The following is a 25,444-nucleotide window of genomic DNA, read 5'->3' on the forward strand; positions in this document are numbered from 1 at the left end:
TTGGCGGATTTCGGTTACGCGTCCACCACCTGGACGCTGTCATTCGGAGTGATCGACACGGTGCCCTGCTTGCGGATGTAGCTTTCGACCACATCCCAGATCGCCGGCCCTTCGGTGCCTTCGTTGACTGAGGCCCAGCCCGCGACCTGATAGGTCTTGGCAGCGTCGATCTTCTCGCCGGTGCTCAGGAGCGTCATCTCAGTAATCCGCTCACCCTGCGGCTTGGTAACGTCGATCCGATAACCAAGTCCGCCGGTGCGAACCATATCACCGCCCTGCTGGTAATAGGGGTCGGGGTTGAACAGGTTATCGGCCACGTCCTCCAGCACCACATGCAGGAATTCACCCGTCATTTCAGTGCGGTAGGCCTGCGGATAGGTCATCGACGTGACGTTCCAGATATCTTCGCGGGTGATGTCCTGCCCCGGCAGGATCGACGGCCCCCACCGCACCCCGGGGCTGAGCGCGATATCAGCCTCGCGTTCCGACAGAAGCGCATCGCAGATCAGATCATCCCAGGTGCCATTGAAATTCCCGCGCCGGAAGAGAAGGCTGTCGGTCTGGCCGATCACCTCGGTCAACTGTTCCATGTAGGGCGCACGTTCGGCGTCGATGACGGCTGCCACTTCCGGGTCCGGCGCAATCACATCCGAAAAGATCGGGATGAGCTTGTGACGGAACCCCATCATGCGCCCGTTCTGCACATCCAGATCAACGCGGCTCACGAATTTCCCGTTGGAGCCGGAGGCCACGATCACCGTCTCACCCACCAGCACCGGTTCGGGCAGCGCATCATGGGTGTGGCCGGACAGGATCACGTCGATGCCGGTGACGATACCGGCCATCTTCTTGTCCACATCAAAGCCGTTATGGGACAGGACCACAACAAGTTCCGCCCCCTCGGCGCGCACCTCGTCGACGATCTCCTGCATGTTCTCGTCGCGGATGCCAAAGGCATATTCCGGGAACATCCAGCCGGGGTTCGCGATCGGCATGTAGGGGAAGGCCTGCCCGATCACAGCGATTTTCACGCCGCCGCGTTCAAAGAATTCATAAGGCGGGAAAAGCTCCGCCGGTTCATCCCATTCCGCATCAAAAATATTCTGCCCCAGCGCCGCAAAGGGCAGCCCCTCGACAATCTCGTTGACGCGCTCGGACCCCAGGGTGAACTCCCAGTGAAACGTCATCGCATCGGGTTTGAGCGCATTCATCACGTTGACCATGTCCTGGCCTTGGGTGTGATAGCAGGTGTAGGAGCCATGCCACGTATCCCCACCATCGAGCAGCAGCGCATCGGGCCGCTCGGCGCGGATTGCGTTGATAACGGTCGCCACTCTGTCCAGCCCGCCGACCCGGCCATAGCCCTGCGCCAGTGCCGCGAAATCCCCGGCGGTCAGCGCGTAATGCGAGGCGGAGCCGTCGTCGATCCCGTAGAGCTTGCGGAAATCAGCGCCCGTGATATGCGGCACCGCGCCCTTGTTCTCGCCAACGCCCAGATTGATCGACGGCTCCCGGAAAAAGATCGGTTTCATCTGCGCATGGATATCCGTGACATGGATGAGCGAGACATTCCCGAATGTATCAAACTGCAAAAGCTGGTCCTGCGTCAGGGCTTGCTGCGCCGCAAGACGGCCCCAATTGCCAAAAGAGGATGCCCCGAGAATGGCACTCGCCGCCATGCTGGTCTGCAGAAAATCACGCCGTGAGATCATGGGTCTCTTTTCCGTTTCACCGCACATATGCGGTTTTTTGAATATTATACCGTAAAGAAAGCCCCGCACCGCGCGCGCGGAACGGGGCCATCAGGGATCAATTGCGAACCGACGGCCCTTCGACCGAAAGCCCGTTACCGCGCGAGGCGACATAGAGCTCAAGCGCTACGAATTCGGGGCTGCCAGGCTTGTAGGTTTCCGCCCGCGTGTCGCGCACGCAGCCCTTGAACCGCGCATGGACCGCATTGAGCTTGGTGTTTTTCAGGCGGTAGACCGGAAACCCGTTGATCTGCCCCTGGCTCAGGTGGTCGGCGCGGATCATGTTGCCGTAATTGTCCTCATGGCAATTCGCGCAAGACAGCTCCAACTGACCGGTACGGGTGTAATAAAGATCTTTACCCGCCTCCCAGGTCGATTGCGCACCGCCATCCGTGGCGACGTTCACCGGCATCCCGCGCGAGACCGACGCAATAAGCGCCGTCATGTTCACCATGTCACCGCCGGTATACTTCCACTTCTCGGCACCCATGCGGTTTTCGCGGCAATCGTTGATCTGCATCTCAAGCGTGCGGACCTCGCCCGCCTCTTCGTTCCACTTGGGATAGACCGGGCGCACACCCGCCATATCCGCGGAATCACCGTGACAACTGGCGCAGGACTTGCCCGCGGACCCGTCGGCCGTATTCCAGACCTCCTCGGCCTGTTCGACGAAGATCATGCCGGGGTTGTCGAAATCATCCGCCTGCATCGCCCGGGTCTCAGTCCCGCGGAAATGCCAACCCGACAGGACCTCATCCAACACACCTTCGAGATGCGCCGGCGCCGCGGTCCGTGTCACCATCGTCACCTCTTCATTGAGGATCAGCGTGTCATCGACCGGTTCGGCCTGCACCGTCGACCCGAAAGCCACCGTCAAAAATGCGCAAATGGCACCTTTTGTTCTTATCATTATTGTCCCTCCCCTGAGCCTTCGGCGCCTATTCGATCGCGATCTTTTTGGCCGTTTCGTAAACCGATCCGTCATCGTCGTACCAGGTGAACTTGAACTCCCCGGCCTCGGGCACCGTGGCCTCGAACTCGAAATACGGATTGGTCGAAATCGCTGGCTCAAGCGTGACATCAACCACATTCTCACCGTTGAAATCGCAGGTGAAGCGATTGATGATCGAGCGTGGGATCACGTTGCCATCATCGTCCTTGCGCTGACCGCTTTCCATCTTGTGACTGATCAGGGTCTTGATCGTGATCGTACCGCCAGCAGCGGCCTTTTTGGGGACTTTGACGCGGGGTTTTACACCTTTTGCCATGTTGTTTCTCCTTCGAACCTGATTAGCCGCCGCAGCCGCCGATTGTGACTTTTACGGTGCTGGATGCCTTGGCAAATGTGCCGTCTTCCATCTTGGCGATGGCCACCACCTCCTGCGTTCCGGCCAGGCGGATGCGGGTCGATGCAGCGCGCGAGGCAGATAGCGGGCCGAATTTGAACGTGGCGACCGGCGGCGTCGGGTTGCCAAGTGCCAGCACCATGATTTCGGCCGCACCCGGCGCATCGACTTCGATCGGCACCGTGTTGCCGTTCTCGGCGATTTCCGGCGCGGTCAGCGTGATGCCACCCTCGCCCAGTTCTGCCCCGCCGGTGAAGGCGGCAATCAGATCCTCGCCAGCGGCGGATGCGCTCAGCGGCAAGCCCGCGGCCACAAGGGCGCCAGCCCCCAGAATGATCGCGTCGCGTCGTGTCAATTCCATCTCTTGATCTCCTGATCTGGGTCCGGACCAGCCGCCCGGATTATTCCTTGAGGGTCGACAGATAGGCGACCACATCTTCGATTTGCTGCGCGCTCAAAAGCGGGCCGAACGTGTCGTCGGCGGCTTCACCGGTATAGGCATTGCCGGGACGGATGAAGCCTTCGGTCTTGTAGAAGGACGGCATCATGCTGTCTTCGAACATGATCTTGGCATTGGCGACGATTCCCCGCAACTCCGCCTCGCTCCAGCGATCCGCAGCCCCGTCGAGCATCGGCCCGATCTCGCCATGGAACGGCACATCGGCCAGGTCCGACACTTCGTGGCAGGCCACGCAATTGCCGAGCTTCTTGCTGCCGACGATCTCGCGCCCCCGGGTCGGATCGCCCGGCTCGCCGGTCAGCGATACGTCGACCGCGCCATCGACATAGGTGACGTCGGACGGCGCGATCTCTGCGGCGATGGGCGCCGTTGTCGTCGCCACCAGTGCCACCACTGATGCAGTAAGTCTCTTCATGCGTCCTCCCGAAACATATTCTGTTTTTTGCATATCGTAGACCACAACGCTGCGCGCGATCAACGATAAATTCGAATTGTTGAATTTATGACACCGCCCATCGCCGGTTTAATCAAAGGATCCGTTGTCGCGTTCCTGTATCCGGCGGGCGTGGTAACGTTGGAAATCTTCCCCGGAATCAAGCTCGTACCGCTTTTCGTTGACCCATGTGAACATGTCGATCGTGGTGCCCGGTCCAAACGCGCCCGGCATCATCGCCACCGCAGCTTTCGCGGCGGTCGCATCCTCCTCGACCGCCTCCGGCAGGAACAGAATCGTCGGTGTAAAGAGCACACCCCATTTCTGCGCCGACGCCTTTTCGCTCAGCACCTCACCATCGAAATCCGTGACTTCGGTATCGCCATGCAGGTTCATCTGCACCACGAAGTAATTCTCGCGGATATAGCCTGCGATCTCGTCGCGGGAAAACACCTCCTTGTGCATCTTGGTGCAGTAGATGCAGCCGCGCTGCTCAACCATGATGACAAGCCGCTTGCCCTCGGCATTGGCCTCCTCGAGGTCTTCCGACAGGTCCTTGAACGTATCACGCATCCAATCCGCCTTGTGCAGGCCGTCGTCACCCAGTTCTGCCGACATCACCGGCGAGGCCAGCATGAGGGCGGCACACAGCGTCAGAAAACGGGTCATGATCTCTCTCCTGTCAGATGTTCTGGAAGACCGGGAAGGTCTCCAGCAGCCATTGGGCAATGTAGTTCACCCTGTCCGTGGCGATCAACGCAGCGAATAGTATCAGAAGCAGCCCCATGGCCTTTTCGACCTTGGGCAGATGTTTGCGGAACCGCGCCGCGAACCGGAGAAACGGCCCGATGAAAAGCGACGCGATGACAAAGGGCGCGGTCATCGCAAACCCGAAGACCAGCAAGAGCATCAACCCGCGCATCGCCGTCGCCTCGGTACTTGCCGTGAACACCACCGCGGTCAGCACCCCGCCCACGCAGGGCGTCCACCCGGCCGCAAAGGCGAAGCCCACGACATAGGCACCCAGAATGGACATGCCCGTGGTCTCTCCGGCCTCCATCTGGAACACCCGGTTGAGGAACCCGATCCGCAGCACGCCCAGGAAATGCAACCCCAGGACAAAAACGATCAGCGCCGCAATAAGCCGGAATTCCGTCTGCGCCCCGCGAAAGGCCTGGCTTAGCCCGAAGGCCGCCGCGCCTAGCAGGACAAAGACCGTGACAATCCCGAGGGAGAACATGATCGAGGCGAGGAAAGCCCGTTTGCGCACCCCCGGCGCCAGCGCCCCCTCGGCGCTGATCTCCGACATGGACGCACCTGCCATGTAGCTAAGGTAGAACGGCACGATCGGCAGGACACAGGGTGAGAAAAAAACGATCAAGCCGCCTGCCAACGCGCTCAGGATCGTGACGTCCAACATGCCGAACCCTCCCAATCGCTTTTCAGTGCGCTTGATCCAGATACATATTCAAGATATTATATGTTTAAGCCAATCGTCAATCGGGACCGTGATGAAACTTGCTCTGCCAGCCGTTATGGGCGTCATTCTGATGCTCGCACCCGCAGTCCGCGCGGCCGAGCTTGTGATGGTCGAGCAGGCGGGATGCCATTGGTGTGCGCGGTGGGATGATGAGATTTCGCATATCTATCCCAAGACCGACGAAGGCCGCACCGCCCCCTTGCGCCGGGTTGACCTGCGCGACCTGCCGGAGGAAATCCGGTTCACCACGCAACCGGTCTTTACGCCCACCTTCGTCCTGGTCCAGGACGGTCAGGAGCTGGGCCGGATGGAAGGGTACAACGGCGATGAATTCTTCTGGTTTCTGCTGGCCCGCCTGATCGAAGACAACGCAGACCGGATCGAATGACACCTGTTGCAGCAAAGGCTGCGAAATATGCAGCACATGACACAAAAACAGGCCGGGACGGTTTGAGCTTGGCGGCAAAAATGTTTAACTACGGGGCAACGAATGCTGGATAGTCACTCTGCCATGAACCTGCCTGTCATCACCAAGGATATGTCCGACGAAGAGATGGACCGGATGGTGCGCAATGCCTGCGAAGCGGCGAGCTTTCTCAAGGCGATCAGCCACGAGGGCCGGTTGATGATCCTGTGCCATCTGGCCACCGGCGAAAAATCGGTCACCGAGCTTGAAGAGCTGCTATCGGCGCGGCAGGCGGCCGTGTCGCAACAGCTTTCGCGCCTGCGGACCGAGGGGCTGGTGACGCCGCGCCGGGAGGGAAAGGCGATCTACTACAGCCTGACCGACCGCCGCGCGGTTCAGATCCTCGATGTCGTCTACGACCTGTTCTGCAAGAACGCGTAAAGGCGCCGTTTGCGGCGGCTGAACCAAGGGGGGATTATCAACGATGCTGGAAGCCGTTTCCGATGCGGTGATTGTCGCGCTCATCGGGTTTGCCGGTGGCGGGCTTCTGGGTCTGGCGGCGCGTTTGGGGCGGTTCTGCACGCTTGGGGCCATCGAAGACTTCATGTACCAAAACAGCGATGTCCGCCTGCGCATGTGGATCCTCGCGATCGGCACGGCGGGCTTTGCCACCTTCGCCCTCGTGCTGGCCGGAGCGTTCGACCCCACGTTAACCGGTTACTACATCGCACCATTCTCGCCCCTGGCCCATGTCATCGGCGGGCTACTCTTCGGCTACGGCATGGCACTTGCGGGCAATTGCGGCTTTGGCGCGCTGGCCCGGGTCGGTGGGGGCGATCTCAGATCATTCGTCATTGTTCTCGTCATGGGCGTTTCGGCCTATGCGATGCTCTCCGGACCCTTTGCCACCACCCGCGTGGCCTTCATGGAGGCCACGTCGCTGGCGGCACAAACACGGGGCTATCCCGAACTGCTGACGCGGCTGTCGGGGCTGCCTGTCGCCTTTTGGGGGATGCTGATAAGCGGGATGATCGCCGTTTTTGCACTGTGCTCCCGCGCCTTTCTTGCGCGGCGCGGCGCCCTTTTCTGGAGCGTAGTCGTGGGGCTGGCCATCACGTCGGGCTGGGCTGGGACAACCTGGGTGGCCAATACCGGCTTCAGCGCCCAACCGATCGTCAGTCACACGTTCACCGCCCCCACCGGTGAAACCATGCTGTTCCTGATGACCTCCAGCGCGGGCGGCCTGAGCTTTGGTGTCGGGTCTGTCTGCGGCGTGCTTGCGGGCGCCTTTTGCGGCAGCCTCATCAAAGGCCATTTCCGGTGGGAAGCCTGCGAAGACCCGCGCGAACTGCGGCGGCAGTTCCTGGGCGCGGTGCTGATGGGCTTCGGCGCGGTGATCGCCATGGGCTGCACCATCGGTCAGGGCATCTCGGCTTTTTCCGTGCTGGCCTACGGTGCGCCGCTGACTTTCGCAGCGATCTTCGCCGGCGCGGCTTTCGGTTTGCGCCAGCTTATCGAAGGGTTCGCCTCGGCCTGACGCGGGCCGTCACCGGCGGGCGCTCATCCGACAGGGATCAGGTGATTGTCCCAGGCGACATCATGGCGCGCGATCTGTCCTCGGTGCGCGGCAGTCTCCTGCAGCACCTCCCCCACCCCGGTGGTGAACACGAAACCCTGCCCTTGCGGCGCGACCCCGCAAATGTCGGGCGCGGTCATACGGGCCTGCATCTGCCCATCGGCACCCATCCTCCCGGCAATACCTTCGCGCGGTCCGGTAAAGGCAAGGGACCGGCCATCGCCCGCAAAAGCGACGCTGCCGACATAGCCCTGCATGTCTCGCTCCATCCCGTTGCCCATCGGGTGAAATTCGATCGACTGGCCACGACGGTGGGTTGCCACAAGGGGCGGTGTGCCCGCCGGATCACCCTGCCATTGACAGGCAACGGCAACCTGCCCGTCGCCGCTTACCGTCAGATGCCGCATCGAATTCAGGTGCCATTCTGCGGGCGGCTCCTGCTGCTCCAGCACCGTGCCGTCCAGTGACAGGTAACTCAGGTTGGGGCGCATCTCCGGCAGGTTCAGCTTGGCCCGACCCCATTCCGGATGGGTCTCGATGCCCCCATTGGCCACCACCAACGTCTCGCCATCGGGCAGCATCCGAAGATCATGCGGACCAACCCCGGCGGAGGAAAACTCTCCCACCCGCCGAAACCCTTTCCGGCCGTCCCAGACCCCGACCATCCCGCGCGCGGCATCGTAGTCGTTTTCGCTTGTAAAAAGGTATCTGCCATCACCAGAGAAAGCGCCGTGGCCATAAAAATGCCGCCCCTCTGGCGCGTCCAGTTGCGCGGTGACCGCGTGGCGCAGGCAATCGACAACCAGGGCAAACCGCCCCGGACGTCGGGCAAAGGCCACCGCAAGGGGCGTTGTCGGGTGGGCCGCGGCGGCATGGCCCCGACCGGGCAAGGGTATCTTGAACACCGCCACCCCTAACCGGTTCAACCCGATCAAGGCAAACTCGCCCGAGGGCAACCGCGCCGCCGAAAGATAGGCCGGATCACCGGCCTCCGCCCAGCCCGGCCGGGGGGCCAGCCCTGTGGCCAGCAATCCCGCAAGGAAATGCCGCCGCGTTGTCATTCAATCACCATCGAGCGCATTGAACCCCGCCGACACCCCAAGCGCCGGGCCAAGATCCTGGTCCACGATACGGCGAATGCCGTTCAACTCGGTCAGAAGCACCTCGATCCTGAACCGCCCCTCGGGCGTCGTCACCCCGGCAAAGACCGGATCGTCCAGCGTGGTCACACTGGCGGCAAACCGGCTGAGCGCATTGTCGAGCTTCTTTTCAAGGTTGGGATTGGTGCGCGACAGGTCGAGCGCCAACCCGCCGCTGCCCGCAACGGCCTCCCCGACGAGGGTGAGGCTCAACCCGGACCGCCAGGCTTCGGCCCTTCTGGGGCGCGGTTTTTCGAGTGTCCCGAGCGGGCGACCAAACCGCATTTCGGCGGTGAATTGCAGTCCGGTCCGCGCGGATTTGTAGAGCACCTGAAGCACTTCTTCCTGCGTGCGGTAGGGCGTTTCCGGCCCCGGTGTGATCAGGCCCGGCGCATAGGCGCGCCACCCGTCCGCCAGCTCACCGGCGGTTGCGTGAATATCTGCGGCGATCACCCGCAGGAGCGCGCAGTAGCGGTCGTTACGTCCCCCGGCGAGGAGGGTGTCATCGAAGAGCAGATAGTCCAGCGCATAAAACCCCCGCGCCGCAATCGACACATCGCGATAGGCGGTGATGTCCAACGGCGTGGCGCTGTCGTCAGACAGGAGCTTGCGTAGCGCCTTCGGGGTCTTGCCCCGCGGATCCGGCCAGAAAGCAAGGGCAAAGGCGCGGTTTTCCGCCTCGGACGGGCCAAATCGAAGATGGCTGACCCGGACCCAGGACCGGAACGCAGCCTTGTAGGCGGATATCAGTTCTGGGCCGGCGCAGGAGGTATCGGCGGCTTCCGCAAGCGCACCCGTGGCATCCTCAAGCGCCTCGAAACCGGTGACGATATCCTGCTGCACGACATCCCGGATCAGGTCGGAGATTTCATCCGCCTGCACCAAGGCAGGCAGGCCAAGGCACAGCAAGAGGACAGACCAGAAACGTCTCATAGGCTCTCCAGAAAACGGATCAAAGCCGCGCGATCCTCCGCGGGCATGTCGACGACACTGTCGCGCTGTGCCTGAGCTTCGCCACCATGCCAAAGGACCGCCTCAAGAAGCGACCGCGCGCGCCCGTCATGCAGGAAATAGCTATGCCCCGAAACCTGCTCGGTCAGGCCGATACCCCACAGGGGCGGCGTGCGCCATTCGTACCCGGTGGCCCGTGCTTCAGGGCGGTGATCGGCAAGCCCCTCGCCCATGTCGTGCAGGAGCAGATCCGTATAAGGCCAGATCAACTGGAAACTCTGCTCGGGCTGATCCTCCAGCCGATGAGTGACATAGGCAGGCCGGTGGCAGGACGCGCAGCCGATGCTGTTGAAGATTTCCTTGCCGCGCAGCACCTGGCTGTCACCCACGTTTCGCCGGGCCGGCACCGCCAGGTTGCGGCTGTAGAAGGTCACAAGGTCCAGCCCTTCGGCACCGATCTCGTAAACCCGCTCATCGCCGTCACCATGCGGTGCGGCCCGGCAATCCCCCTGCGCCGCGCTGCATTCGCCCCAGGGCGCGGGGAAGAGCGGATTGGAAATGCCGATGTCGCCCGCAAAGGCGCCGGCGGATTGATGCATGACCGTGGGCGCCCCGGCCTTGAGGCCGAACCGGCCCAACATGGGTTGGTCATATTCGACAGACCAGACGATGTTGGCGCGGCCCGAGATCCCATCGCCGTCGGCATCGTCCGGATCGGCATTGGCGAGGACATCCGCCGCCGGGATGGCTTCGAGCAGGCCCAGCCCGATCATCTGCGGCGCCACCCGCGGGCTGAGCATCGCGCCGGGATGCAGCGGGCCATAGCCCAGATCGGCCGCCGTGTAGGTTGGACGGCGCAGATGGGCAACCTCCCCGTCCGATAGCGGCACCTCGATCTCTTCATAGTCTATCTGCAGCCGGTATTCCGCCGCATGACCTGCCAAGCTGAAATCCTGCATCTGCGTGCCATAGACCGGGTCAGGCGATGTGGCGATGTAATCCGCGATTTCCGCCATCCGGCCCGCATCCCCACCGGGGATCGACACCCGCAGGAACATCGAGATCGCGTTGTCGTCAGGTCCTTCTGGCGGATGGCCGCGCCCATCCTTCAGATGGCACCGCTGACAGGAGCGCGCATTGAAGAGCGGCCCCAAACCGTCTGAGGCCAGGGTCGAGGAGGGTGACGACACCCAGAGCTTGCGAAAAAGCCCGTTACCCACCTTGAAATCAAGCTCATCCGCGAAGGGCATGTTTGCCGAAGGCTGGGAAAACGCATCGGCATTGGCCCGCACACGAACCGTCGCCGCCCCGGCGGACATCTCCTCGAAGGGCTGCGGCGCGGCGAAATCCTGCGGCGGCGCCAGGACGGCGTCGACGCGGGATTGCTCGGCCTCGGTTCGGGGAATGATCTTCAGGTGCGGCTCGTCCAGCGGGCCGGCGAAAGCGGCGGCGGGGGCCAAAAGCCCCGCCACCACCAGTGATTTACTCAGCTTCGTCCATTTTCGAGGCGTTGAGATGTGCATAGTTCTGCGGTCCGATTTTATCCAAGAGGTCGAGCTGCGTTTCCAGGAAGTCGATGTGACCTTCTTCGTCTGCGAGAAGCACGTCAAAGAGGTCTTTCGTCACATGGTCGCCCACCTCGGAGCAGTACTCCCGCGCCTCCTTGTAGAGCGCGCGCGCCTCCTGTTCGGCCGCCAGATCGCATTCCAGCGTCTCCTTGGGCGTCTGGCCGATCCGCAACGGGTCGAGCTTTTGCAGGTTCGGGTGCCCTTCAAGGAAGATGATCCGCTCCATCAGCTTGTCCGCATGGTTCATCTCTTCGATGCTCTCTTCGCGGCTTTTCTTGGCCATATGGCCAAGGCCCCAATCTTCCTGCAGCTTGTAGTGCAGCCAATACTGGCTGATCGCGGTCAACTCACTCCGGAGAGCGCGGTTGAGGTAGTCAATGACTTTACTGTCGCCTTGCATTGTCGGTTTTCCTGTGTTGCCCGCGGGTTCAGGCCGCGGAGTTCCATGGGGACTTCCAGATTATCGTTGGTTCGCATCGTGGCAAGAAACAGCGGCATACATCCGCCGCAATCCGCAGCCTTGCCAAGGGCGCGATAGATCTTTCCAGGGGTGATAAGGGCCTCACTGTCGGCGGCCCTCATCCAGTCGATAGCGGCGTGGATATCGTGATCTGCTATATTCTGACAGTGGCAGATGATCATGTCTATTCCTCAGAACGTGTAGGCAAAGAGTGTGCCGATGGTGTGGCTGTCTGCTCCGCCCTCATCGCCATAGCGATACCCGAGGGCGGCGGTGAAATTCTCGAAAAGTTCAATCTCGGCCGAGACGGTGGCGAGATGATCCGTGGGCTGGCTATCGACATCCCGGAGGGAGTAGACCGCCGAGACGGTGACCGGACCCACCGGTGCCGCAAGGCCGAGCGTGGCATAGGTGGCCGAGTTGCGCGAGCCGTCGAATTCATCGAACCACGCCACCTCTGCCAGCAGTTCCAGCGGGAAGGAGCCGGTATCAACCGCGTGGGTCAACCCGAGCACAACGCCGGTCTGATCCGCCGCATCACCGCGACCCTTGGCCTGGTGCTGCACGCCGAAGTTATACCCGGTTTCCCCGAAGGTCCCCGAGAGTGACACCGCCACGGATTCCGGGCTGCTGGTGTTCGAGACACCACCGGCAGGAAGGCTGTTCTGCCCCCGCTCGGTACCAATCGAATCGCTCAGGATCGTGCGGTCGGCCTGGAACACCGCGAACGAAAGCTCATGCTCGCCCCCGCCCGCCGCGAAGGGGACGACGACCGCGGCACCCAGCTTCTCGGTTATTTCATAATCTTCAGCGAAATCAACGCCATAAATGCCGGCGGCCGCATCCCATGCAGAGCCGAAGGCGGGGTTGAACTTGCCCAGAACCACCTGCGCGGGGCCGAAGTCATGCGACAGGAAGATCTCTTCGGCATAAAACCCGTGGTCTTCAAGGAAGCTGTCGTCTGTCTGGTCGATCACCTGCTCGAAAAGAAGTGTCGCATTCACCGATGTTCGGTCTGTAAAGGCAAAGGACAGGCCACCTTCGATCGTGGCGAAGGTGTTGTTGATCTCTGCCGTTGGATCGGAGGAATCGACCGTGAAGTCGCTCTGTAACTCCACGGTGAATTCTGCCGAAAACGGCCCACTGCCCTCTTCTGCCAAAGCTGCTCCAGCCAAGCCAAAAAGCACCGCACCCGATGCCATAACTGTCGTCTTCATTTTTTTTGCTTTCTTCGGTCAAGATGGCTGGCTTGGATAAATCTTGGCGTGCCAGATTATTGGGCTGCGTCCGGCAAAAAACCGGACGCAGTTTTGGTTGTCGGTTACTGGAACACCGCCGTTGGGTTATCGAGGCTGTCGGAGCCTTCGAATTCGATCTGATCGAGACCAAGTGCCGAGACGACACGTTCGATAGACCGGGTCTGGTCGATCAACCCGTTGACACCGCCCATGACCAGCGCCTCACCTGACTCATTTCCGGCTTCGAGCATCTGGTCATAGCTGAACCCGGCTTCGGCAGCCGTTTTGATCCGGCCAAGTGCCAGCATCGTGCCGGAGAGCTTGGATTGCATCTCCACGTCCAACTCGGCATCGGTCGCCGCGACAAGATCCGCAAGCGAAGCCCCAGACACGAGGGACCCGTCGATCCGGACATATTCGCCCAAATAGACGTTCTGCACGCCAAGGCCATCGTAGTAATGGCTGTTATGGGTGTTGTCCGAGAAGCAATCATGCTCTTCCTCGGGATCGTTCAGCATCAGGCCAAGGCGCATGCGCTCACCCGCCTGCTCACCGTAAGAGAGCGACCCCATACCGGTGAGGATCGTTGCAATCCCGGCATCCTCATTGGCCGTCACTTCGGCACGGGCGTCACCACCTTCGGCCCATTGCGCCGTCATCCACTCCAGGTCGCTGACCAGCAGGTCGGTCGCCGCCTTGAGATAAGCCGCGCGGCGGTTGCAGTTTCCGCCCGTGCAGTCATCGCCCATGGCATAATCGGTCCAGGGCCGGTTGCCAGCGCCCGCGTCATGCCCGTTAAGATCCTGACCCCAGAGCAGGAATTCGATGGCGTGGTAACCCGTCGCCACATTGGCTTCGATCCCGTCTGCCTCATGCAGCGTTTCGGCCAGGAGTTCCGGAGTGATCTGGTTTGCGTCAACCGTCGAACCCGACAAAGTAAAGGACGGGTTAGCCACCACGTTGAGCACCGCAAAAGCGTTTTCGTCGGAGGGACCGCCATAGCCAGCATCGACATAGTCAATCAGGCCCTCATCCAGCGGCCAGGCGTTCACCTTACCCTCCCAATCATCAACGATGGCATTGCCGAAACGGTAAACCTCGGTCTGCTGATAGGGGACACGCGCGGCAATCCAAGCCTCCTTGGCCCGTTGCAACGCCTCTGCGGAAGGTTGCGCGATCAACGCATCGACCGCCGCCTGCAGGGCCTTGGCGGTGGTCAGGCTGTCGGCGTATTTCGCCTCTGCGATATCCGCATAGGTTTTCAGAACCGACGCCTTGGCGACGTTTTCGCTTGCGGATGCGGCGGCGCCAAACCCGAGGCTGAGCGCCAGCACACTGCTGGCCAACGTGAGATGTTTCATAAGTCTTTCCTTTTAGTGATATGTGGCGTCTTTCGGGGCGGTCTCCGCGAAACGTCTGGCTTTGATCGCCATGTGTTTCAGCGCGAAACCAAATTCTTCGGCGAGGCCCACAAGGACCGGTGCCATGTCAGGGCGCACCAGGTTGGTGGCCATCAACATCGCATCCTCGCGGGCGCCTTCGCTTGCGTAGCCAATGAAGTTGGCAAAACAGGATTCGTCCGCGCCCACGCATTTGCACGACACCCCATGTCGCATCAGCGGGCGGCGGCCGTAGCGGGCGCAAAGGCCGCTCAGCGTCTCGAACGCGGTGAGGGCCTTACGGCCTTTTTCCGGGCCGAGGGCGGTGGCGAAGTCATTCCACACCTGGGACTTGGCCTCGACACCATCGCTCCAGAGGCGCAGGTAGAAGATCGCGCCTGCCTCGACCGGTCCGAGTTCCGAGATATGGCCCACCGGCGCGCCGCCGCGATATGAGAGCGGCGCGGTCATTTGGTCAAAATCAGTTTGCCGGCGCGGGTGATGCGCAAGGTATAAAGCTGATCGTCGAGCTTGATCTTCGCCAGATCGCCGCCTTTGGTCAGGTCCATCGCCTCGTAGAGAGGCAGGGTCTCTGTCGGGAAATGCCGGATTTCCTTTGCCACGCTCACCACCATAGTCCGCCCCATTCCCCGCGCTCGATCGCGTCGAGGCAGTTTTCAAGATTGAAGAAGGACGGCACACCGGATTCGAAGGCCGCACAGATCATTTCAAGGCGCGCTCTTCCATCGCAGCCTGGGTTAAAGCCATCGGGCGCGAGAACTATCATCAGTACCTCCGTTTTTTGCAGAATCGTCTGATCTTGGCTCGCCCGGAATCAGCGGGATGGCTGGACAGCCATAACTTGAGTGATTTAGTAGGATATGTCAATCTGACTTTTTTAGTCGGATATTGAATTTGGCAGTTGTCCGCAACCATGCAAAAGGCCCGGCGTTTCGACGCCGGGCCTTGCGTAAGATGCCAATCGCTTTGGGTCTCGTGGCTTCGGCCCCGATCAGCCCCGCATGCGCGATCCGTCAGGATCATAAAACGGTGCGCCCTGAACCTCGGCCGCGCAGAACTCGCCCAGGATTTCAACATCGAGCTTGCTGCCCGCTGTGGCGTTTTCGGCACTGACATAGGCCAGCGCCATGGACTTGCCGACATGGTGCGCGTAACCGCCCGAGGTGATGTAACCAACCGCCTCGCCGTCCTTCAGCACGGCCTCGTCCAGGGTGACGTCGATATCGGTGTCGATGACCAACGTCACCAACTTGCGGGCAGTGCCTTCGGATTTGAACGCCTCGGTCGCGGCTTTGCCCACGAAGTCTTTCTTCCAGTTGATGAAGACCTCCATGCCTGAGTCGACCGCGTTGAAATCCGGGCGGAACTCCAGCCCCCAGGCACCCCAACCCTTCTCGAGCCGGAGCGACATCAGCGCCCTGTTACCATACCAGCGATAGTCCAGATCGCCCCCGGCCTCCTCGATCGCCTCCGCGAGGCAGATCAGGTATTGCGGACGGCAATAGATCTCATAGCCCAACTCGCCAGAGAAGCTGATCCGGTTCAGAACAACCGGCACCCCGCCCACGAAGGTCTCGCGGCAATCGCGGAACTTGAACGCCTCGGCCGAGACGTCATCGCGGGTGATCCGCGCCAGCAACTCGCGGGATTTCGGCCCCGAAATGGCGATGCCATGCCAATCGCCGGTCTGGTTTTCATAGCTGACGGTATCGGGCAGGGTCCGCGCCCAGAACCGCGCATGGGCGTCCTGCATCGAGCCGGACCCGAAGAGCATGAAATGCTCGTCACCCAGGCAAGCCACCGTCAAATCACCGTAAAGCCGTCCCTTTTCAGTCAGCATCGGCGAGAGCGTGATCCGCCCCGGCTTGGGGATATATCCCGCCATCGTCTTGTTCAGCCAGTCGCGGGCACCCGGCCCCTTGATGACATGCTTGGCAAAGTTCGCGACCTCGATCCCCGCCACACCGGTCCGCACCGCCGCGACTTCACGCGCGACGTAATCATGGCTGCGGTTACGCTCGAAGGTTGGATCTTCATGGGCGTCCTCAGGCCCATCCGCGAACCAGAGCGCGTGTTCCAGACCAAACGCCTGCCCCATCAGCGCACCCTTGGCCACGAGGCGGTCATAAAGCGCCGTGGTCTGCTGCCGGCGGCCCTTGGGCAGCGTTTCGTTCGGGAAGGTCATCACGAAGCGGCGTTCGTAGTTTTCGGTCGATTTGACCGTACCCCAATCGGGCGAGGCCCATTTGCCGAACCGCGCCACATCCATCGCCCAGACGTCAATCGACGGCTCCCCGTCAATCATCCATTCGGCCATGGTAAGGCCCACGCCGCCACCCTGGCAGAAGCCCGCCATGACGCCCACGGCGCACCAGTAGTTCTTCATCCCCGGCACCGGCCCGATCATCGGGTTGCCGTCAGGGCCAAAGGTGAACGGCCCGTTGATCGCATCCTTGATCCCGGCATTGGCCAGCGCGGGGATACGCTCGAACCCAAGCTCCAGCCGGTCGGCGATATGTTCAAGATTGGGCGGAAGAAGCTCATGGCCGAAATCCCACGGGGTGCCGTCAACCTTCCACGGTACGCCCACCGGCTCATAGGTGCCGAGCAGCATCCCGTCGCGTTCCTGCCGGAAATAGATATTGGCCTCATAGTCGATCCCGCAGGGCAGGCGCCGCCCGGCATTGGCAATCTCGTCGATGCGCTCGGTGATAAGGTAGTGATGCTCCATCGGCTGCACCGGCGGCAGAAAACCACCCATCTGCCCAACTTCGCGCGCCCAAAGGCCACCGCAATTGACGATATATTCGGCGTTGATCGTACCGCGGGGCGTCACCACGTCCCATGTGCCATCCGGGCGCTGCGTGGTCTCGGTCGCCGGGGTGTGGGTGAAATACTGCGCGCCGTAGTGGCGGGCGGCTTTGGCAAAGGCATAGGTCGTGCCAGATGGATCCAGATCGCCATCCTGATCGTCCCAAAGCGCCGCGAGATAATGTTTCGGGTCGATGAGCGGGTGCCGGTCGGCCAGTTCCTTGGGGCTGATCCATTCCTGCTCGAGGCCCATATACCGCGCCTTGGAGCGTTCGCGCTTAAGGTAGTCGTACCAGGTCTTGTTCGAGGCCAGGTAGAAGCCGCCGGTCATATGCAGGCCGACGGACTGCCCAGACAGCTCCTCGATCTCCTTGTAAAGCCCGATCGTGTAGCTTTGCAGGCGCGAGATGTTGGGGTCCGAGCTGATCGTGTGAATCTGCCCCGCGGCGTGCCAGCTTGAACCCGAGGTCAACTCGTCACGCTCGACAAGTACGACATCCTTCCAGCCGAATTTCGCCAGGTGGAAAAGGATCGAACACCCCACCACACCGCCGCCGATGATGACCACCTTGGCATGGGACGGCAGTGGTTTGCCGCGCGATGTCTCGTCTTTCTGAATATTCAATGTCGATTGGGCGAGATTGTCAGACATGAAGGGTTCCTCTCGATCTTGGGCGGCGCTCAATACCAGGCGTCCGGCAGCTCTTCTTTGCGTTTGGCCACATAGGCCGCGAGTTCATCTTTTCTGGCCGCATCAATCGGCGGCGCCTCATATTGGTTCAGCATCTCGTTCCAGCGGTCAAAGGCCCGGCGACGCATGTCCTTGCCGCCGCCTTCCTCCCAGCTTTCGACATTTTCGCTGTCGCTCAGTTTCGCCTCGTAAAACGCATCCTGATAGTTGCGCATCGTGTGGCCGCAGCCGAGAAAATGCCCGCCCGCCGGGACCTCCTCATAAGCATCGCGGGCAAAGGCGTCATCGCTGCAATCCAGCCCGGCCCCCAGCACCTTCTGATAGCTGCCCAGACGATCCGCATCCATGATGAGTTTTTCAAACCCCGTGGCGAGGCCACCTTCCAACCATCCGGCGGCATGCAGGGTAAAATTCGACCCGGCGAGCATGGTCGAATGCATCGAATCCGCGCTTTCATAGGCCGCCTGCGCGTCCTCGATCTTGGACGCGGTGAGCGAGCCGCCGCAGCGCAAAGGCAACCCGGCCCGGCGGGCAAGCTGCCCGATGGCGTAGTTCGACATCACGGGTTCGGGCATCCCGAAGGTCGGCGCGCCGGACTTGAGCGACATGGAACTGAGGAAATTGCCCATGACAAAAGGCGCTCCGGGGCGGACTAGTTGCGTAAACGCGCAGCAGATCATCGCCTCGGCCATCGCCTGCGCCACCGCCGCGGCAGTCGACACCGGCCCCATCGCACCGGTGAGAATAAATGGCGTGACCACCATCGCCTGCCCCCGGCTGGAATAGACCTGCACCGCCTCGGTCACCACGCGGTCAATGAGCAGAGGCGAATTGGTGTTCACATTGGCCATGATGACCACGTTTTCGTCCATCACGTCCTTGCCATGCAGGATCTCGGCCATGTCCACGCTATCCTGCGCCCGGCTCTTTTCCGTGATCGCGCCCAGGTGCGGTTTGTCGTTCAGGACCATATGGGCGTAGACCATGTCGAGATGGCGTTTCGAGACCGGGATATCCGTGGGCTCACAGATCACAAACCCGGTGTGGTGCAGGTTCGGATGCATATAGGCGAGCTTCACCAGCTTTTCGAAATCATCGAACGTCGCATAGCGCCGCCCGCCTTCCAGGTCGCGCACGAAAGGCGCGCCATAGATGGGTGCAAAGACCTGATTATTGCCGCCGATCACGACGGAGCGTTCGGGATTGCGGGCCAGTTGGGTGAACTGCCGGGGCGCTTTTGCACAAAGGTCGCGCACCCATTCGGCATCGGCCTTTATCAACCCATCCTTCTGTTTGATCCCGGCCTCTTCCCAGATGCGGATGGCCTCGGGATCATCGCGAAAGGCAAAACCCACATTTTCGATAAGCCAGTCAACCTGCGCCTCGATCCGCGCCAGTTGCTCTTCGTCAAGCGGGTCGAAGAACGGCAATCCACGCTGGACATACGGCGATGCGGGCGCTGCGACCTCAGTATTGTCGGAACGTGTGCGATTGGCACGGGCGCGACGGGCCATTGCAGCCTCCTGATTACTTCCTGGGCCGATTATTAGGGGCCTTTGGCATGTCTGTGATCCTTGAAAATAGCGATGATTTGGATAGGCTGTGCCTATGCGAAAATCCCTCAAACTCCTCTCCTCCCCGCGCAACCTTTTCGTCTTCGAGGCGGCGGCACGGCTCGGATCATTCACTCGCGCGGCCGAAGAACTGGGTATGCAGCAACCTTCCGTCAGCGCCGCCATCAAGCAGCTTGAGACCTCTCTGGGCGTGATTTTATTCGAGCGTGGGCATCGCCGTGTCTCGCTTACCCATGCGGGGATGCGGTTCTTTACCGATGTATCGCGGTCCCTGCATGAGATCGAAACCTCCGCCGAAGCCGTGCACAAGATGGGCCGCAAGGAACATGTGACGCTCAACTCCTCCTCGGGTTTCTCATATTACTGGATGATACCGCGTCTACACCATTTACGGGACAAACACCCCGATGTTGACCTGCGCCTGCAAAACAGCGACCACGAACCCGATATCGACGCCGAGAACATCAGCCTCTCGATCCGGCTGGGGGACGGCACCTGGCCGGGCGTGCACACGGCGCTGATCGCCGAGGAGGTGATTTTTCCCGTGGCCAGCCCCGAGGTCATGGCGGCGGCCAAAAATCTCCGCTCCATCCCGAACCTGCTGAACGAACGGCTCATTCATCTTGAAGAGCCCGTCAGGCAACGCCCGACATGGTCGCAATGGTTCGCCCATCACAACATCAAGGACCGTGATATCGTGGCGGGGCTGCGACTGAACGACTATGCGCTGGTGTTGCAGGCGGCGCTTTCGGGTGAGGGGTTTGCCTTTGGCTGGCAGCATGTCGTGCAGAACCTTGTCGATCGCAAAACCCTGGCCGCGCGGCAGGAATGGGCTTGGAAGACCGGCAACGGGATATACCTCGTCTGGTCGAAAACCAAGCCGCTCTCGCATCCGGCGACACTTGTGCGGGACTGGATCATTTCGGTATCGGACTTCCCCGAAGGCCCCTGACCCCGCGACCTAACCGCCGTCGCAATGAACCTCGCAGATGTCGCGGAATTGGCAGGCGGCCGCCGCACAATCTGGCCTAGATGCTCATTGCCCTGTAAGAGGGCCGAAAGACGTGGTTGGCACGTATGATTTACCGGAAGGCGGACTTCCCCCTGCCCTTCCATCAGCGGAGAGATTGGATGACCAAGGACTTCATCGACCACCTCACCCATGAGCTGGACGGCCTCAAGGACGCGGGGCTCTACAAGACCGAACGGGTCATCACCAGCAAACAGGCAGGCACCGTGGCGCTCAGCTCCGGCAAGGAGGTGATCAACCTTTGTGCCAATAATTACCTGGGGCTAAGCGATGATCCCGACCTGATCGAGGCCGGGCGTGACGCTTTGGCGCGGTATGGCTACGGCATGTCGTCGGTGCGCTTCATCTGCGGCACGCAGGAAGAGCACACGGCGCTCGAGGCGCGCATATCACGCTTCCTCGGGTTCGAGGATACGATCCTCTATTCAAGCTGTTTTGACGCCAATGCGGGCCTCTTTGAGACACTCCTTGGCCCCGAGGACGCGATCATCTCGGACGCCCTCAACCATGCGTCGATCATCGACGGCGTGCGCCTCTGCAAGGCCAAGCGTTTCCGCTATGCCAATTCCGACATGGCCGACCTCGAGGCGCAGTTGCAGGCCGCCGCCGATTGCCGTTTCAAACTGATCGCCACCGACGGTGTCTTTTCGATGGATGGCTACATCGCCAAGCTCGAAGAGATCTGCGATCTGGCGGACAAATACGGCGCGATGGTGATGGTGGATGACAGTCATGCGGTTGGTTTTGTTGGCAAAACTGGGCGCGGCAGTATCGAACATTGCGATGTGATGGGCCGGGTGGACATCATGACCGGCACCCTGGGTAAGGCGCTTGGCGGGGCCTCGGGTGGCTATACATCGGCCAAGAAAGAGGTCGTTGACTGGCTGCGGCAACGCTCCCGCCCCTATCTCTTTTCCAACACACTGGCGCCGGTGATCGCGCAGACCTCGATCAAGGTTCTCGACATGCTGGAGGCCTCAACCGAGCGGCGCGACCGGCTTATGGAGAACGCCGCACATTTCCGCACCCGCATGTCGGAAGCAGGGTTTGACCTCCTGCCCGGGGAGCATCCGATCATCCCGGTCATGCTGCGCGATCCGAAACTGGCGCAGGAGATGGCGCGGCGTCTGGACGAAAAGGGCGTCTATGTCGCGCCCTTCAGCTTCCCGGTGGTACCGCGCGGGCAGGACCGCATCCGCACGCAGATGTCAGCCGCCCACAGCCGCGAAGAACTGGACCGCGCCATCGACGCCTTCATCGCCGTTGGCCGTGACATGGAGATTATCACATGAGCGACAATCAGATGCGCGCGCTGGTCAAGGCCAGACCCGAGGCAGGCCTTTGGATGGAACGTGTTCCCGTGCCGGAACCGGGGCCGGGCGATGTGCTTATCAAGGTGAAGAAATCCGCGATTTGCGGCACCGATGTGCATATCTGGAAATGGGACGAATGGTCTGCCAAGATCGTCCCGGTGCCGATGGTCGTGGGCCACGAGTTCTGCGGCGAGATCGCGGATTGCGGATCGGCCGCGGGCAAATACAAGATCGGCCAGCGGGTTTCGGGCGAGGGTCACGTGGTCTGCGGCAAATGCCGCAATTGCCGTGCCGGGCGCGGGCATCTGTGCCGCAACACGCTTGGCGTGGGGGTCAATCGCCCGGGCAGCTTTGCCGAATATCTCTGCATCCCAGAAAGCAACGTGGTGCCGATCCCGGACGATATCCCCGATGAGATTGCCGCGATTTTCGACCCGTTTGGCAATGCGGTACATACTGCTCTTAGTTTCGATCTAGTGGGCGAAGACGTGCTTGTCACCGGGGCCGGGCCGATCGGAATCATGGGCGCGCTCGTGGCGCAGAAGGTCGGCGCGCGCAAGGTCGTCATCACCGATATCAGCCCCTACCGCATCAAGCTCGCGCGCGAGATGGGCGTGCAGCATGTGGTCAACGCCGCCGAAGAAAACCTGACCGATGTGATGGCCCGGCTTGGCATGACCGAAGGATTCGACGTGGGGTTAGAGATGTCCGGCGCGGCGCCCGCGATGCGCGACATGATCGACAAGATGAACAATGGCGGCAAGATCGCCCTTCTGGGTATCGCGCCCACGGCCTTTGCGATCGACTGGAACAAGATCATATTCAAGATGCTCAACGTCAAAGGCATCTATGGCCGGGAAATGTACGAGACCTGGTACAAGATGATTGCGCTTGTGCAGTCAGGTCTCGACCTCAGTGATCTCATCACCCATCGCATCGGCATCGACGATTTCGAAGCCGGTTTCGCCGCGATGCTCTCGGGCGACGCGGGCAAGGTCGTGATGGATTGGGAATAGGGCACCGGGCGCTGATATCGCGCCCGGCGTTGTGCTTGTTCACGCAAATGACGCGCCATTGGCGTTCATCGGCAGGGTCGTGATGCGAGGACCCGACGCGGCAATGGCATTAGCCAGTGCTGGCGCCGCGGGGGGTGTGCCGGGCTCACCCACACCGGTCGGTGCCTCCGCCGAGGGCATGATATGCACCTCGATCGCCCCGATATCGCCGATGCGCAGCGGCTCGTAATCGGGGAAATTGTACTGATCCACCTCCCCCTCGGTCAGGGTCACCTCGTTGCGCATCGCGTGGCCGAGACCGTAGCCGATCCCGCCTTCCATCTGCGCCTTGATGACATCCGGGTTGACTGCAAGACCGCAATCAATTGCGCATGTCACCTTCTCGATCGTCACGTCATCCGCACCGCCCGAGATTTCGACAACCTGCGCGGCATAGCTGCCGAAGGATTTGTGCACAGCGATGCCCTGATGACGACCGTCGGGCGCGTTGCCCCAACCGCCCTTTTCGGCGGCGAGTTTCAACACATCCGCAAGCCGCTCCTGATCAGCGCCGCCGCCTTCCAAGAGCGACAAGCGGAATTCGACCGCGTCACGCCCGGCCGCCTGCGCGGCCATGTCCATCATGGTTTCCATCACATAGGCGGTATGGGTATGCCCGACCGACCGCCACCACAGAACCGAGGTTGCCTTGGCCACATCGGTCAGCCCGACGAATTGCCCGGGGATCTGATAGGGTGAATCCGGGACACCTTCGACCGAACTGTGATCCACACCGTCATGGACCATCATGCCCTCGAAAGCGGTACCTTTCATGATCGACTGCGCTGCGATGCGGTGATCCCAGCCGACGATCTGCCCGTCCGCGTCTAACCCGACACGCACCCGGTGCGCCACGGCAGGCCGGTAATAGCCGCCGCGAATATCGTCTTCACGCGACCAAACCAGTTTGACCGGGCGGGTCCGATCGGTGATCGCAAAGGCCAACCCGGCCTCGACCTGGTAATCCGCCTCGGGCGTGGCCCGGCGCCCGAAGGAGCCGCCGGCGAACATCGTCTTGATCTGAACCTTCTCCATCGGCAGTTCCAGGATCTGCGACAGGGCCATGTGCGGCCCGGTGGGGATCTGCGCGCCGTCATGAAGGATGATGCCACCATCCGCCAACGGTTCGATCGTGCAGGTGAGCGTTTCCATCGGCGCATGGGCCAGCAGAGGAAAGTAATACGTCTCCTCCAGAACCTGCGCCGCCCCGTCGATCCTGGCGGCAACCTCGGCTTGGTCGGCCTTGTTGACCGAGTATTCCGGATCGGCATTGACCGCCGCAATCAGCTCTTCGCGGATCTGATCCGACGACCGGCTTTCTGCCGCACTGAAATCCCATTCGACACTGAGCGCATCGCGTGCCTGGAACGCGGCCCAGGTATGCTCGGCATAGACGGCGACGCCGGCCTTGTTGGGTAAGGTCATCGCCTGGATAAAGCCCTTGATGCCCCTGGCGTCCGCGTCATCAAAGCTGGCCACAGTCGCCCCCATCCGCGGCGCACGGGCAATCATGACGACCATCTGATTATCGAGATGCAGATCCATCGCATAGATCGCCGTGCCGTTGACCTTGGGCGGCGTGTCCTTGCGGCGAATGTCGGGATTGCCGATCAGGCTGAACTCGGACGGGTCTTTCAGGCTTGGTTCAGCGGGGGCATCCAGCGTGGCCGCCGTGGCCACGAAATTGCCTAGGGGCGCTGATTTGCCAGCACCGCTCACAACGCCATCGGTGATCGAAAGCGACCCGGAATCGACACCCCATTCCTGCGCCGCGGCCTCGATCAGCAAGCCGCGCGCGGCGGCACCGGCCTGGCGGTATTGCATGTAGGAATTGGCCATCGCCGTTGATCCGCCGGTCCCCTGAAACGGACCAAAAGCGAGGTTGTTGTAAACTTCAGGATTCGACGGGGCGAAATCATAGTCGATCTGATCCATGGTCACGCCAACCTCTTCGGCGATCAACGTGGTCAGGCCGGTGGCAGGCCCCTGGCCTTTTTCGAAGTGTTTGACGATGGCGGTCACGCGGCCATCGGCAGAAATACGAACAAACGGGTTGAGCATCGTGGCGTCCGAGCCACCGGCGGCAACAGCGCCATCAGGGCGCACACCAACAAGCAGAACGGCGGAGGCCGCGGCGGCCCCTTGCAGGAACCCACGGCGGGAAGTGTTGATGGTCATCTCAGGCCTCCATGATGTCGGATGCGCGCTGGATCGCGGCGCGGATACGTTGATAGGTGGCGCAGCGGCAGGCGTTGCCGTTCATGTAATCGTCGATCTCCTCGACCGAGGGGCTGGCATTTTCGCTCAGAAGGCCCACCGCCGACATGATCTGCCCGGACTGACAGTAACCGCATTGCACCACGTCGAGCTCCGTCCAGGCAGCCTGCACCGCTTCTGCCGCTTTGGAATTCAGACCTTCGATCGTCGTGATTTCAACACCTTCGACATCTTCGATATATGTCTGGCAGGAGCGTACCGGCTCCCCATCCATATGCACCGTGCACGCACCACATGCCGCGACGCCGCAGCCGAATTTGGTACCGGTCAGCTTCAATTCATCCCGGATCACCCATAGCAACGGGGTGCCTGGCTCGGCCTCGACGTCATGCGTCTGGCCATTCAGTTTCAAGGAAATCGTCATTTTCATTTGCTCCATCTGAACTGGCTGGGAACTTTGGATTCTATCGGGTCAGCGACCCGGTTCTTGGCTGGAACCATCCGATGCAGGGGCAGCTTTTCAACACGCGCCGCCGGAACAGAAG

Annotated in this window: 27 protein-coding genes; 6 read left to right on the forward strand and 21 right to left on the reverse strand. The window is 61.3% G+C overall.

The window, feature by feature from the left end; genetic code table 11:
• Nucleotides 1–14 precede the first annotated feature (14 nt).
• The 7 genes from soxB to RBB29_RS06370 form a co-directional block, all read right to left on the reverse strand.
• The gene (gene soxB / locus RBB29_RS06340) at nt 15–1,712 is read right to left on the reverse strand and encodes a thiosulfohydrolase SoxB (RefSeq protein WP_306113714.1); all 1,698 of its coding nucleotides are present in this window, start codon (nt 1,710–1,712) and stop codon (nt 15–17) included.
• A 97-nt stretch (nt 1,713–1,809) separates the two neighbouring features.
• A complete protein-coding gene (soxA, locus tag RBB29_RS06345; protein ID WP_306113715.1) occupies nt 1,810–2,661 on the reverse strand; it encodes a sulfur oxidation c-type cytochrome SoxA in 852 nt (283 codons plus the stop codon).
• A 28-nt stretch (nt 2,662–2,689) separates the two neighbouring features.
• Nucleotides 2,690–3,019: a thiosulfate oxidation carrier complex protein SoxZ gene (soxZ, locus tag RBB29_RS06350; protein WP_306113716.1), complete on the reverse strand. Its 330-nt coding sequence runs from the start codon at nt 3,017–3,019 to the stop codon at nt 2,690–2,692.
• 22 nt (nt 3,020–3,041) lie between these two features.
• Nucleotides 3,042–3,458 (reverse strand): thiosulfate oxidation carrier protein SoxY, encoded by a 417-nt coding sequence (gene soxY, locus RBB29_RS06355; RefSeq protein ID WP_306113717.1) that lies wholly within the window; start codon nt 3,456–3,458, stop codon nt 3,042–3,044.
• 40 nt (nt 3,459–3,498) lie between these two features.
• The gene (soxX, locus tag RBB29_RS06360) at nt 3,499–3,972 is read right to left on the reverse strand and encodes a sulfur oxidation c-type cytochrome SoxX (RefSeq protein ID WP_306113718.1); all 474 of its coding nucleotides are present in this window, start codon (nt 3,970–3,972) and stop codon (nt 3,499–3,501) included.
• A 108-nt stretch (nt 3,973–4,080) separates the two neighbouring features.
• Nucleotides 4,081–4,659, reverse strand: coding sequence for a thioredoxin family protein (locus RBB29_RS06365; RefSeq protein WP_306113719.1), 579 nt, complete (start codon nt 4,657–4,659; stop codon nt 4,081–4,083).
• Between the two features lie 13 nt (nt 4,660–4,672).
• Nucleotides 4,673–5,410 (reverse strand): cytochrome c biogenesis CcdA family protein, encoded by a 738-nt coding sequence (locus RBB29_RS06370; protein WP_306113720.1) that lies wholly within the window; start codon nt 5,408–5,410, stop codon nt 4,673–4,675.
• A 91-nt stretch (nt 5,411–5,501) separates the two neighbouring features.
• Between RBB29_RS06370 and RBB29_RS06375 the strand changes: the two genes are divergently transcribed.
• The 3 genes from RBB29_RS06375 (at nt 5,502) to RBB29_RS06385 (ending at nt 7,413) form a co-directional block, all read left to right on the forward strand.
• Entirely contained in the window at nt 5,502–5,858 is a 357-nt protein-coding gene (locus RBB29_RS06375; RefSeq protein WP_306113721.1) for a hypothetical protein, read from the forward strand.
• Between the two features lie 123 nt (nt 5,859–5,981).
• Nucleotides 5,982–6,317 carry a helix-turn-helix transcriptional regulator gene (locus RBB29_RS06380; RefSeq protein ID WP_306113847.1) on the forward strand — a complete coding sequence of 112 codons (336 nt, stop codon included), beginning with the start codon at nt 5,982–5,984 and terminating at the stop codon, nt 6,315–6,317.
• Nucleotides 6,318–6,360: 43 nt separating this feature from the next.
• Nucleotides 6,361–7,413, forward strand: a complete 1,053-nt coding sequence (locus RBB29_RS06385) for a YeeE/YedE family protein (protein WP_306113722.1) — start codon at nt 6,361–6,363, stop codon at nt 7,411–7,413.
• 23 nt (nt 7,414–7,436) lie between these two features.
• Here the strand turns inward: RBB29_RS06385 and RBB29_RS06390 are convergent, their stop codons facing one another.
• The 12 genes from RBB29_RS06390 to RBB29_RS06445 form a co-directional block, all read right to left on the reverse strand.
• Complete coding sequence (locus tag RBB29_RS06390) at nt 7,437–8,513, reverse strand: DUF1513 domain-containing protein (protein WP_306113723.1); 1,077 nt, start codon at nt 8,511–8,513, stop codon at nt 7,437–7,439.
• Nucleotides 8,514–9,524, reverse strand: a complete 1,011-nt coding sequence (locus tag RBB29_RS06395) for an imelysin family protein (RefSeq protein WP_306113724.1) — start codon at nt 9,522–9,524, stop codon at nt 8,514–8,516.
• Nucleotides 9,521–11,065, reverse strand: a complete 1,545-nt coding sequence (locus tag RBB29_RS06400; RefSeq protein WP_306113725.1) for a di-heme oxidoredictase family protein — start codon at nt 11,063–11,065, stop codon at nt 9,521–9,523. Before RBB29_RS06400 ends, RBB29_RS06395 begins: the two co-directional genes overlap by 4 nt.
• Complete coding sequence (bfr, locus tag RBB29_RS06405; RefSeq protein WP_306113726.1) at nt 11,025–11,510, reverse strand: bacterioferritin; 486 nt, start codon at nt 11,508–11,510, stop codon at nt 11,025–11,027. Before bfr ends, RBB29_RS06400 begins: the two co-directional genes overlap by 41 nt.
• Nucleotides 11,453–11,752, reverse strand: a complete 300-nt coding sequence (locus RBB29_RS06410; protein ID WP_306113727.1) for a bacterioferritin-associated ferredoxin — start codon at nt 11,750–11,752, stop codon at nt 11,453–11,455. The genes bfr and RBB29_RS06410 overlap by 58 nt, the downstream gene beginning before the upstream one ends.
• A gap of 9 nt (nt 11,753–11,761) precedes the next feature.
• A complete protein-coding gene (locus RBB29_RS06415; RefSeq protein ID WP_306113728.1) occupies nt 11,762–12,787 on the reverse strand; it encodes a hypothetical protein in 1,026 nt (341 codons plus the stop codon).
• 104 nt (nt 12,788–12,891) lie between these two features.
• Nucleotides 12,892–14,169 carry an imelysin family protein gene (locus RBB29_RS06420; protein ID WP_306113729.1) on the reverse strand — a complete coding sequence of 426 codons (1,278 nt, stop codon included), beginning with the start codon at nt 14,167–14,169 and terminating at the stop codon, nt 12,892–12,894.
• A gap of 12 nt (nt 14,170–14,181) precedes the next feature.
• The gene (locus RBB29_RS06425) at nt 14,182–14,658 is read right to left on the reverse strand and encodes a hypothetical protein (RefSeq protein ID WP_306113730.1); all 477 of its coding nucleotides are present in this window, start codon (nt 14,656–14,658) and stop codon (nt 14,182–14,184) included.
• Nucleotides 14,655–14,822, reverse strand: a complete 168-nt coding sequence (hemP, locus tag RBB29_RS06430) for a hemin uptake protein HemP (protein ID WP_306113848.1) — start codon at nt 14,820–14,822, stop codon at nt 14,655–14,657. Before hemP ends, RBB29_RS06425 begins: the two co-directional genes overlap by 4 nt.
• Entirely contained in the window at nt 14,813–14,974 is a 162-nt protein-coding gene (locus RBB29_RS06435) for a hypothetical protein (RefSeq protein WP_306113731.1), read from the reverse strand. Before RBB29_RS06435 ends, hemP begins: the two co-directional genes overlap by 10 nt.
• Nucleotides 14,975–15,199: 225 nt before the next feature.
• Nucleotides 15,200–17,671, reverse strand: a complete 2,472-nt coding sequence (locus tag RBB29_RS06440; protein ID WP_306113732.1) for an FAD-dependent oxidoreductase — start codon at nt 17,669–17,671, stop codon at nt 15,200–15,202.
• 29 nt (nt 17,672–17,700) lie between these two features.
• The gene (locus tag RBB29_RS06445) at nt 17,701–19,224 is read right to left on the reverse strand and encodes a trimethylamine methyltransferase family protein (RefSeq protein ID WP_306113733.1); all 1,524 of its coding nucleotides are present in this window, start codon (nt 19,222–19,224) and stop codon (nt 17,701–17,703) included.
• A 94-nt stretch (nt 19,225–19,318) separates the two neighbouring features.
• Here RBB29_RS06445 and RBB29_RS06450 point away from each other — a divergent pair, with 94 nt between their 5' ends.
• The 3 genes from RBB29_RS06450 to tdh all read left to right on the forward strand — a co-directional run bounded on the left by RBB29_RS06450 (nt 19,319) and on the right by tdh (nt 22,643).
• On the forward strand, nt 19,319–20,236 hold the full coding sequence (locus RBB29_RS06450; protein WP_306113734.1) for a LysR substrate-binding domain-containing protein: 918 nt from the start codon (nt 19,319–19,321) through the stop codon (nt 20,234–20,236).
• Between the two features lie 179 nt (nt 20,237–20,415).
• Nucleotides 20,416–21,606, forward strand: a complete 1,191-nt coding sequence (locus RBB29_RS06455; RefSeq protein WP_306113735.1) for a glycine C-acetyltransferase — start codon at nt 20,416–20,418, stop codon at nt 21,604–21,606.
• An 11-nt stretch (nt 21,607–21,617) separates the two neighbouring features.
• The gene (tdh, locus tag RBB29_RS06460) at nt 21,618–22,643 is read left to right on the forward strand and encodes an L-threonine 3-dehydrogenase (RefSeq protein WP_306113849.1); all 1,026 of its coding nucleotides are present in this window, start codon (nt 21,618–21,620) and stop codon (nt 22,641–22,643) included.
• A gap of 39 nt (nt 22,644–22,682) precedes the next feature.
• Here tdh and RBB29_RS06465 read toward each other — a convergent pair whose 3' ends face one another.
• Nucleotides 22,683–24,860 (reverse strand): xanthine dehydrogenase family protein molybdopterin-binding subunit, encoded by a 2,178-nt coding sequence (locus RBB29_RS06465; protein WP_306113736.1) that lies wholly within the window; start codon nt 24,858–24,860, stop codon nt 22,683–22,685.
• 1 nt (nt 24,861) lies between these two features.
• Nucleotides 24,862–25,323 (reverse strand): (2Fe-2S)-binding protein, encoded by a 462-nt coding sequence (locus RBB29_RS06470; RefSeq protein ID WP_306113737.1) that lies wholly within the window; start codon nt 25,321–25,323, stop codon nt 24,862–24,864.
• Between the last annotated feature and the right edge of the window lie 121 nt (nt 25,324–25,444).

It is taken from the genome of Roseovarius sp. MMSF_3359, from assembly GCF_030733385.1.
Lineage (GTDB): Bacteria > Pseudomonadota > Alphaproteobacteria > Rhodobacterales > Rhodobacteraceae > Roseovarius.

What these genes read in the sequence shown, in the direction of transcription:
- soxB (WP_306113714.1), bottom strand. Translation starts at nt 1,712, where the DNA reads ATGATCTCACGGCGTGATTTTCTGCAGACCAGCATGGCGGCGAGTGCC.
- soxA (WP_306113715.1), bottom strand. Translation starts at nt 2,661, where the DNA reads ATGATAAGAACAAAAGGTGCCATTTGCGCATTTTTGACGGTGGCTTTC.
- soxZ (WP_306113716.1), bottom strand. Translation starts at nt 3,019, where the DNA reads ATGGCAAAAGGTGTAAAACCCCGCGTCAAAGTCCCCAAAAAGGCCGCT.
- soxY (WP_306113717.1), bottom strand. Translation starts at nt 3,458, where the DNA reads ATGGAATTGACACGACGCGACGCGATCATTCTGGGGGCTGGCGCCCTT.
- soxX (WP_306113718.1), bottom strand. Translation starts at nt 3,972, where the DNA reads ATGAAGAGACTTACTGCATCAGTGGTGGCACTGGTGGCGACGACAACG.
- RBB29_RS06365 (WP_306113719.1), bottom strand. Translation starts at nt 4,659, where the DNA reads ATGACCCGTTTTCTGACGCTGTGTGCCGCCCTCATGCTGGCCTCGCCG.
- RBB29_RS06370 (WP_306113720.1), bottom strand. Translation starts at nt 5,410, where the DNA reads ATGTTGGACGTCACGATCCTGAGCGCGTTGGCAGGCGGCTTGATCGTT.
- RBB29_RS06375 (WP_306113721.1), top strand. Translation starts at nt 5,502, where the DNA reads ATGAAACTTGCTCTGCCAGCCGTTATGGGCGTCATTCTGATGCTCGCA.
- RBB29_RS06380 (WP_306113847.1), top strand. Translation starts at nt 5,982, where the DNA reads ATGAACCTGCCTGTCATCACCAAGGATATGTCCGACGAAGAGATGGAC.
- RBB29_RS06385 (WP_306113722.1), top strand. Translation starts at nt 6,361, where the DNA reads ATGCTGGAAGCCGTTTCCGATGCGGTGATTGTCGCGCTCATCGGGTTT.
- RBB29_RS06390 (WP_306113723.1), bottom strand. Translation starts at nt 8,513, where the DNA reads ATGACAACGCGGCGGCATTTCCTTGCGGGATTGCTGGCCACAGGGCTG.
- RBB29_RS06395 (WP_306113724.1), bottom strand. Translation starts at nt 9,524, where the DNA reads ATGAGACGTTTCTGGTCTGTCCTCTTGCTGTGCCTTGGCCTGCCTGCC.
- RBB29_RS06400 (WP_306113725.1), bottom strand. Translation starts at nt 11,065, where the DNA reads ATGCACATCTCAACGCCTCGAAAATGGACGAAGCTGAGTAAATCACTG.
- bfr (WP_306113726.1), bottom strand. Translation starts at nt 11,510, where the DNA reads ATGCAAGGCGACAGTAAAGTCATTGACTACCTCAACCGCGCTCTCCGG.
- RBB29_RS06410 (WP_306113727.1), bottom strand. Translation starts at nt 11,752, where the DNA reads ATGATCATCTGCCACTGTCAGAATATAGCAGATCACGATATCCACGCC.
- RBB29_RS06415 (WP_306113728.1), bottom strand. Translation starts at nt 12,787, where the DNA reads ATGAAGACGACAGTTATGGCATCGGGTGCGGTGCTTTTTGGCTTGGCT.
- RBB29_RS06420 (WP_306113729.1), bottom strand. Translation starts at nt 14,169, where the DNA reads ATGAAACATCTCACGTTGGCCAGCAGTGTGCTGGCGCTCAGCCTCGGG.
- RBB29_RS06425 (WP_306113730.1), bottom strand. Translation starts at nt 14,658, where the DNA reads ATGACCGCGCCGCTCTCATATCGCGGCGGCGCGCCGGTGGGCCATATC.
- hemP (WP_306113848.1), bottom strand. Translation starts at nt 14,822, where the DNA reads ATGGTGGTGAGCGTGGCAAAGGAAATCCGGCATTTCCCGACAGAGACC.
- RBB29_RS06435 (WP_306113731.1), bottom strand. Translation starts at nt 14,974, where the DNA reads ATGATAGTTCTCGCGCCCGATGGCTTTAACCCAGGCTGCGATGGAAGA.
- RBB29_RS06440 (WP_306113732.1), bottom strand. Translation starts at nt 17,671, where the DNA reads ATGTCTGACAATCTCGCCCAATCGACATTGAATATTCAGAAAGACGAG.
- RBB29_RS06445 (WP_306113733.1), bottom strand. Translation starts at nt 19,224, where the DNA reads ATGGCCCGTCGCGCCCGTGCCAATCGCACACGTTCCGACAATACTGAG.
- RBB29_RS06450 (WP_306113734.1), top strand. Translation starts at nt 19,319, where the DNA reads ATGCGAAAATCCCTCAAACTCCTCTCCTCCCCGCGCAACCTTTTCGTC.
- RBB29_RS06455 (WP_306113735.1), top strand. Translation starts at nt 20,416, where the DNA reads ATGACCAAGGACTTCATCGACCACCTCACCCATGAGCTGGACGGCCTC.
- tdh (WP_306113849.1), top strand. Translation starts at nt 21,618, where the DNA reads ATGCGCGCGCTGGTCAAGGCCAGACCCGAGGCAGGCCTTTGGATGGAA.
- RBB29_RS06465 (WP_306113736.1), bottom strand. Translation starts at nt 24,860, where the DNA reads ATGACCATCAACACTTCCCGCCGTGGGTTCCTGCAAGGGGCCGCCGCG.
- RBB29_RS06470 (WP_306113737.1), bottom strand. Translation starts at nt 25,323, where the DNA reads ATGACGATTTCCTTGAAACTGAATGGCCAGACGCATGACGTCGAGGCC.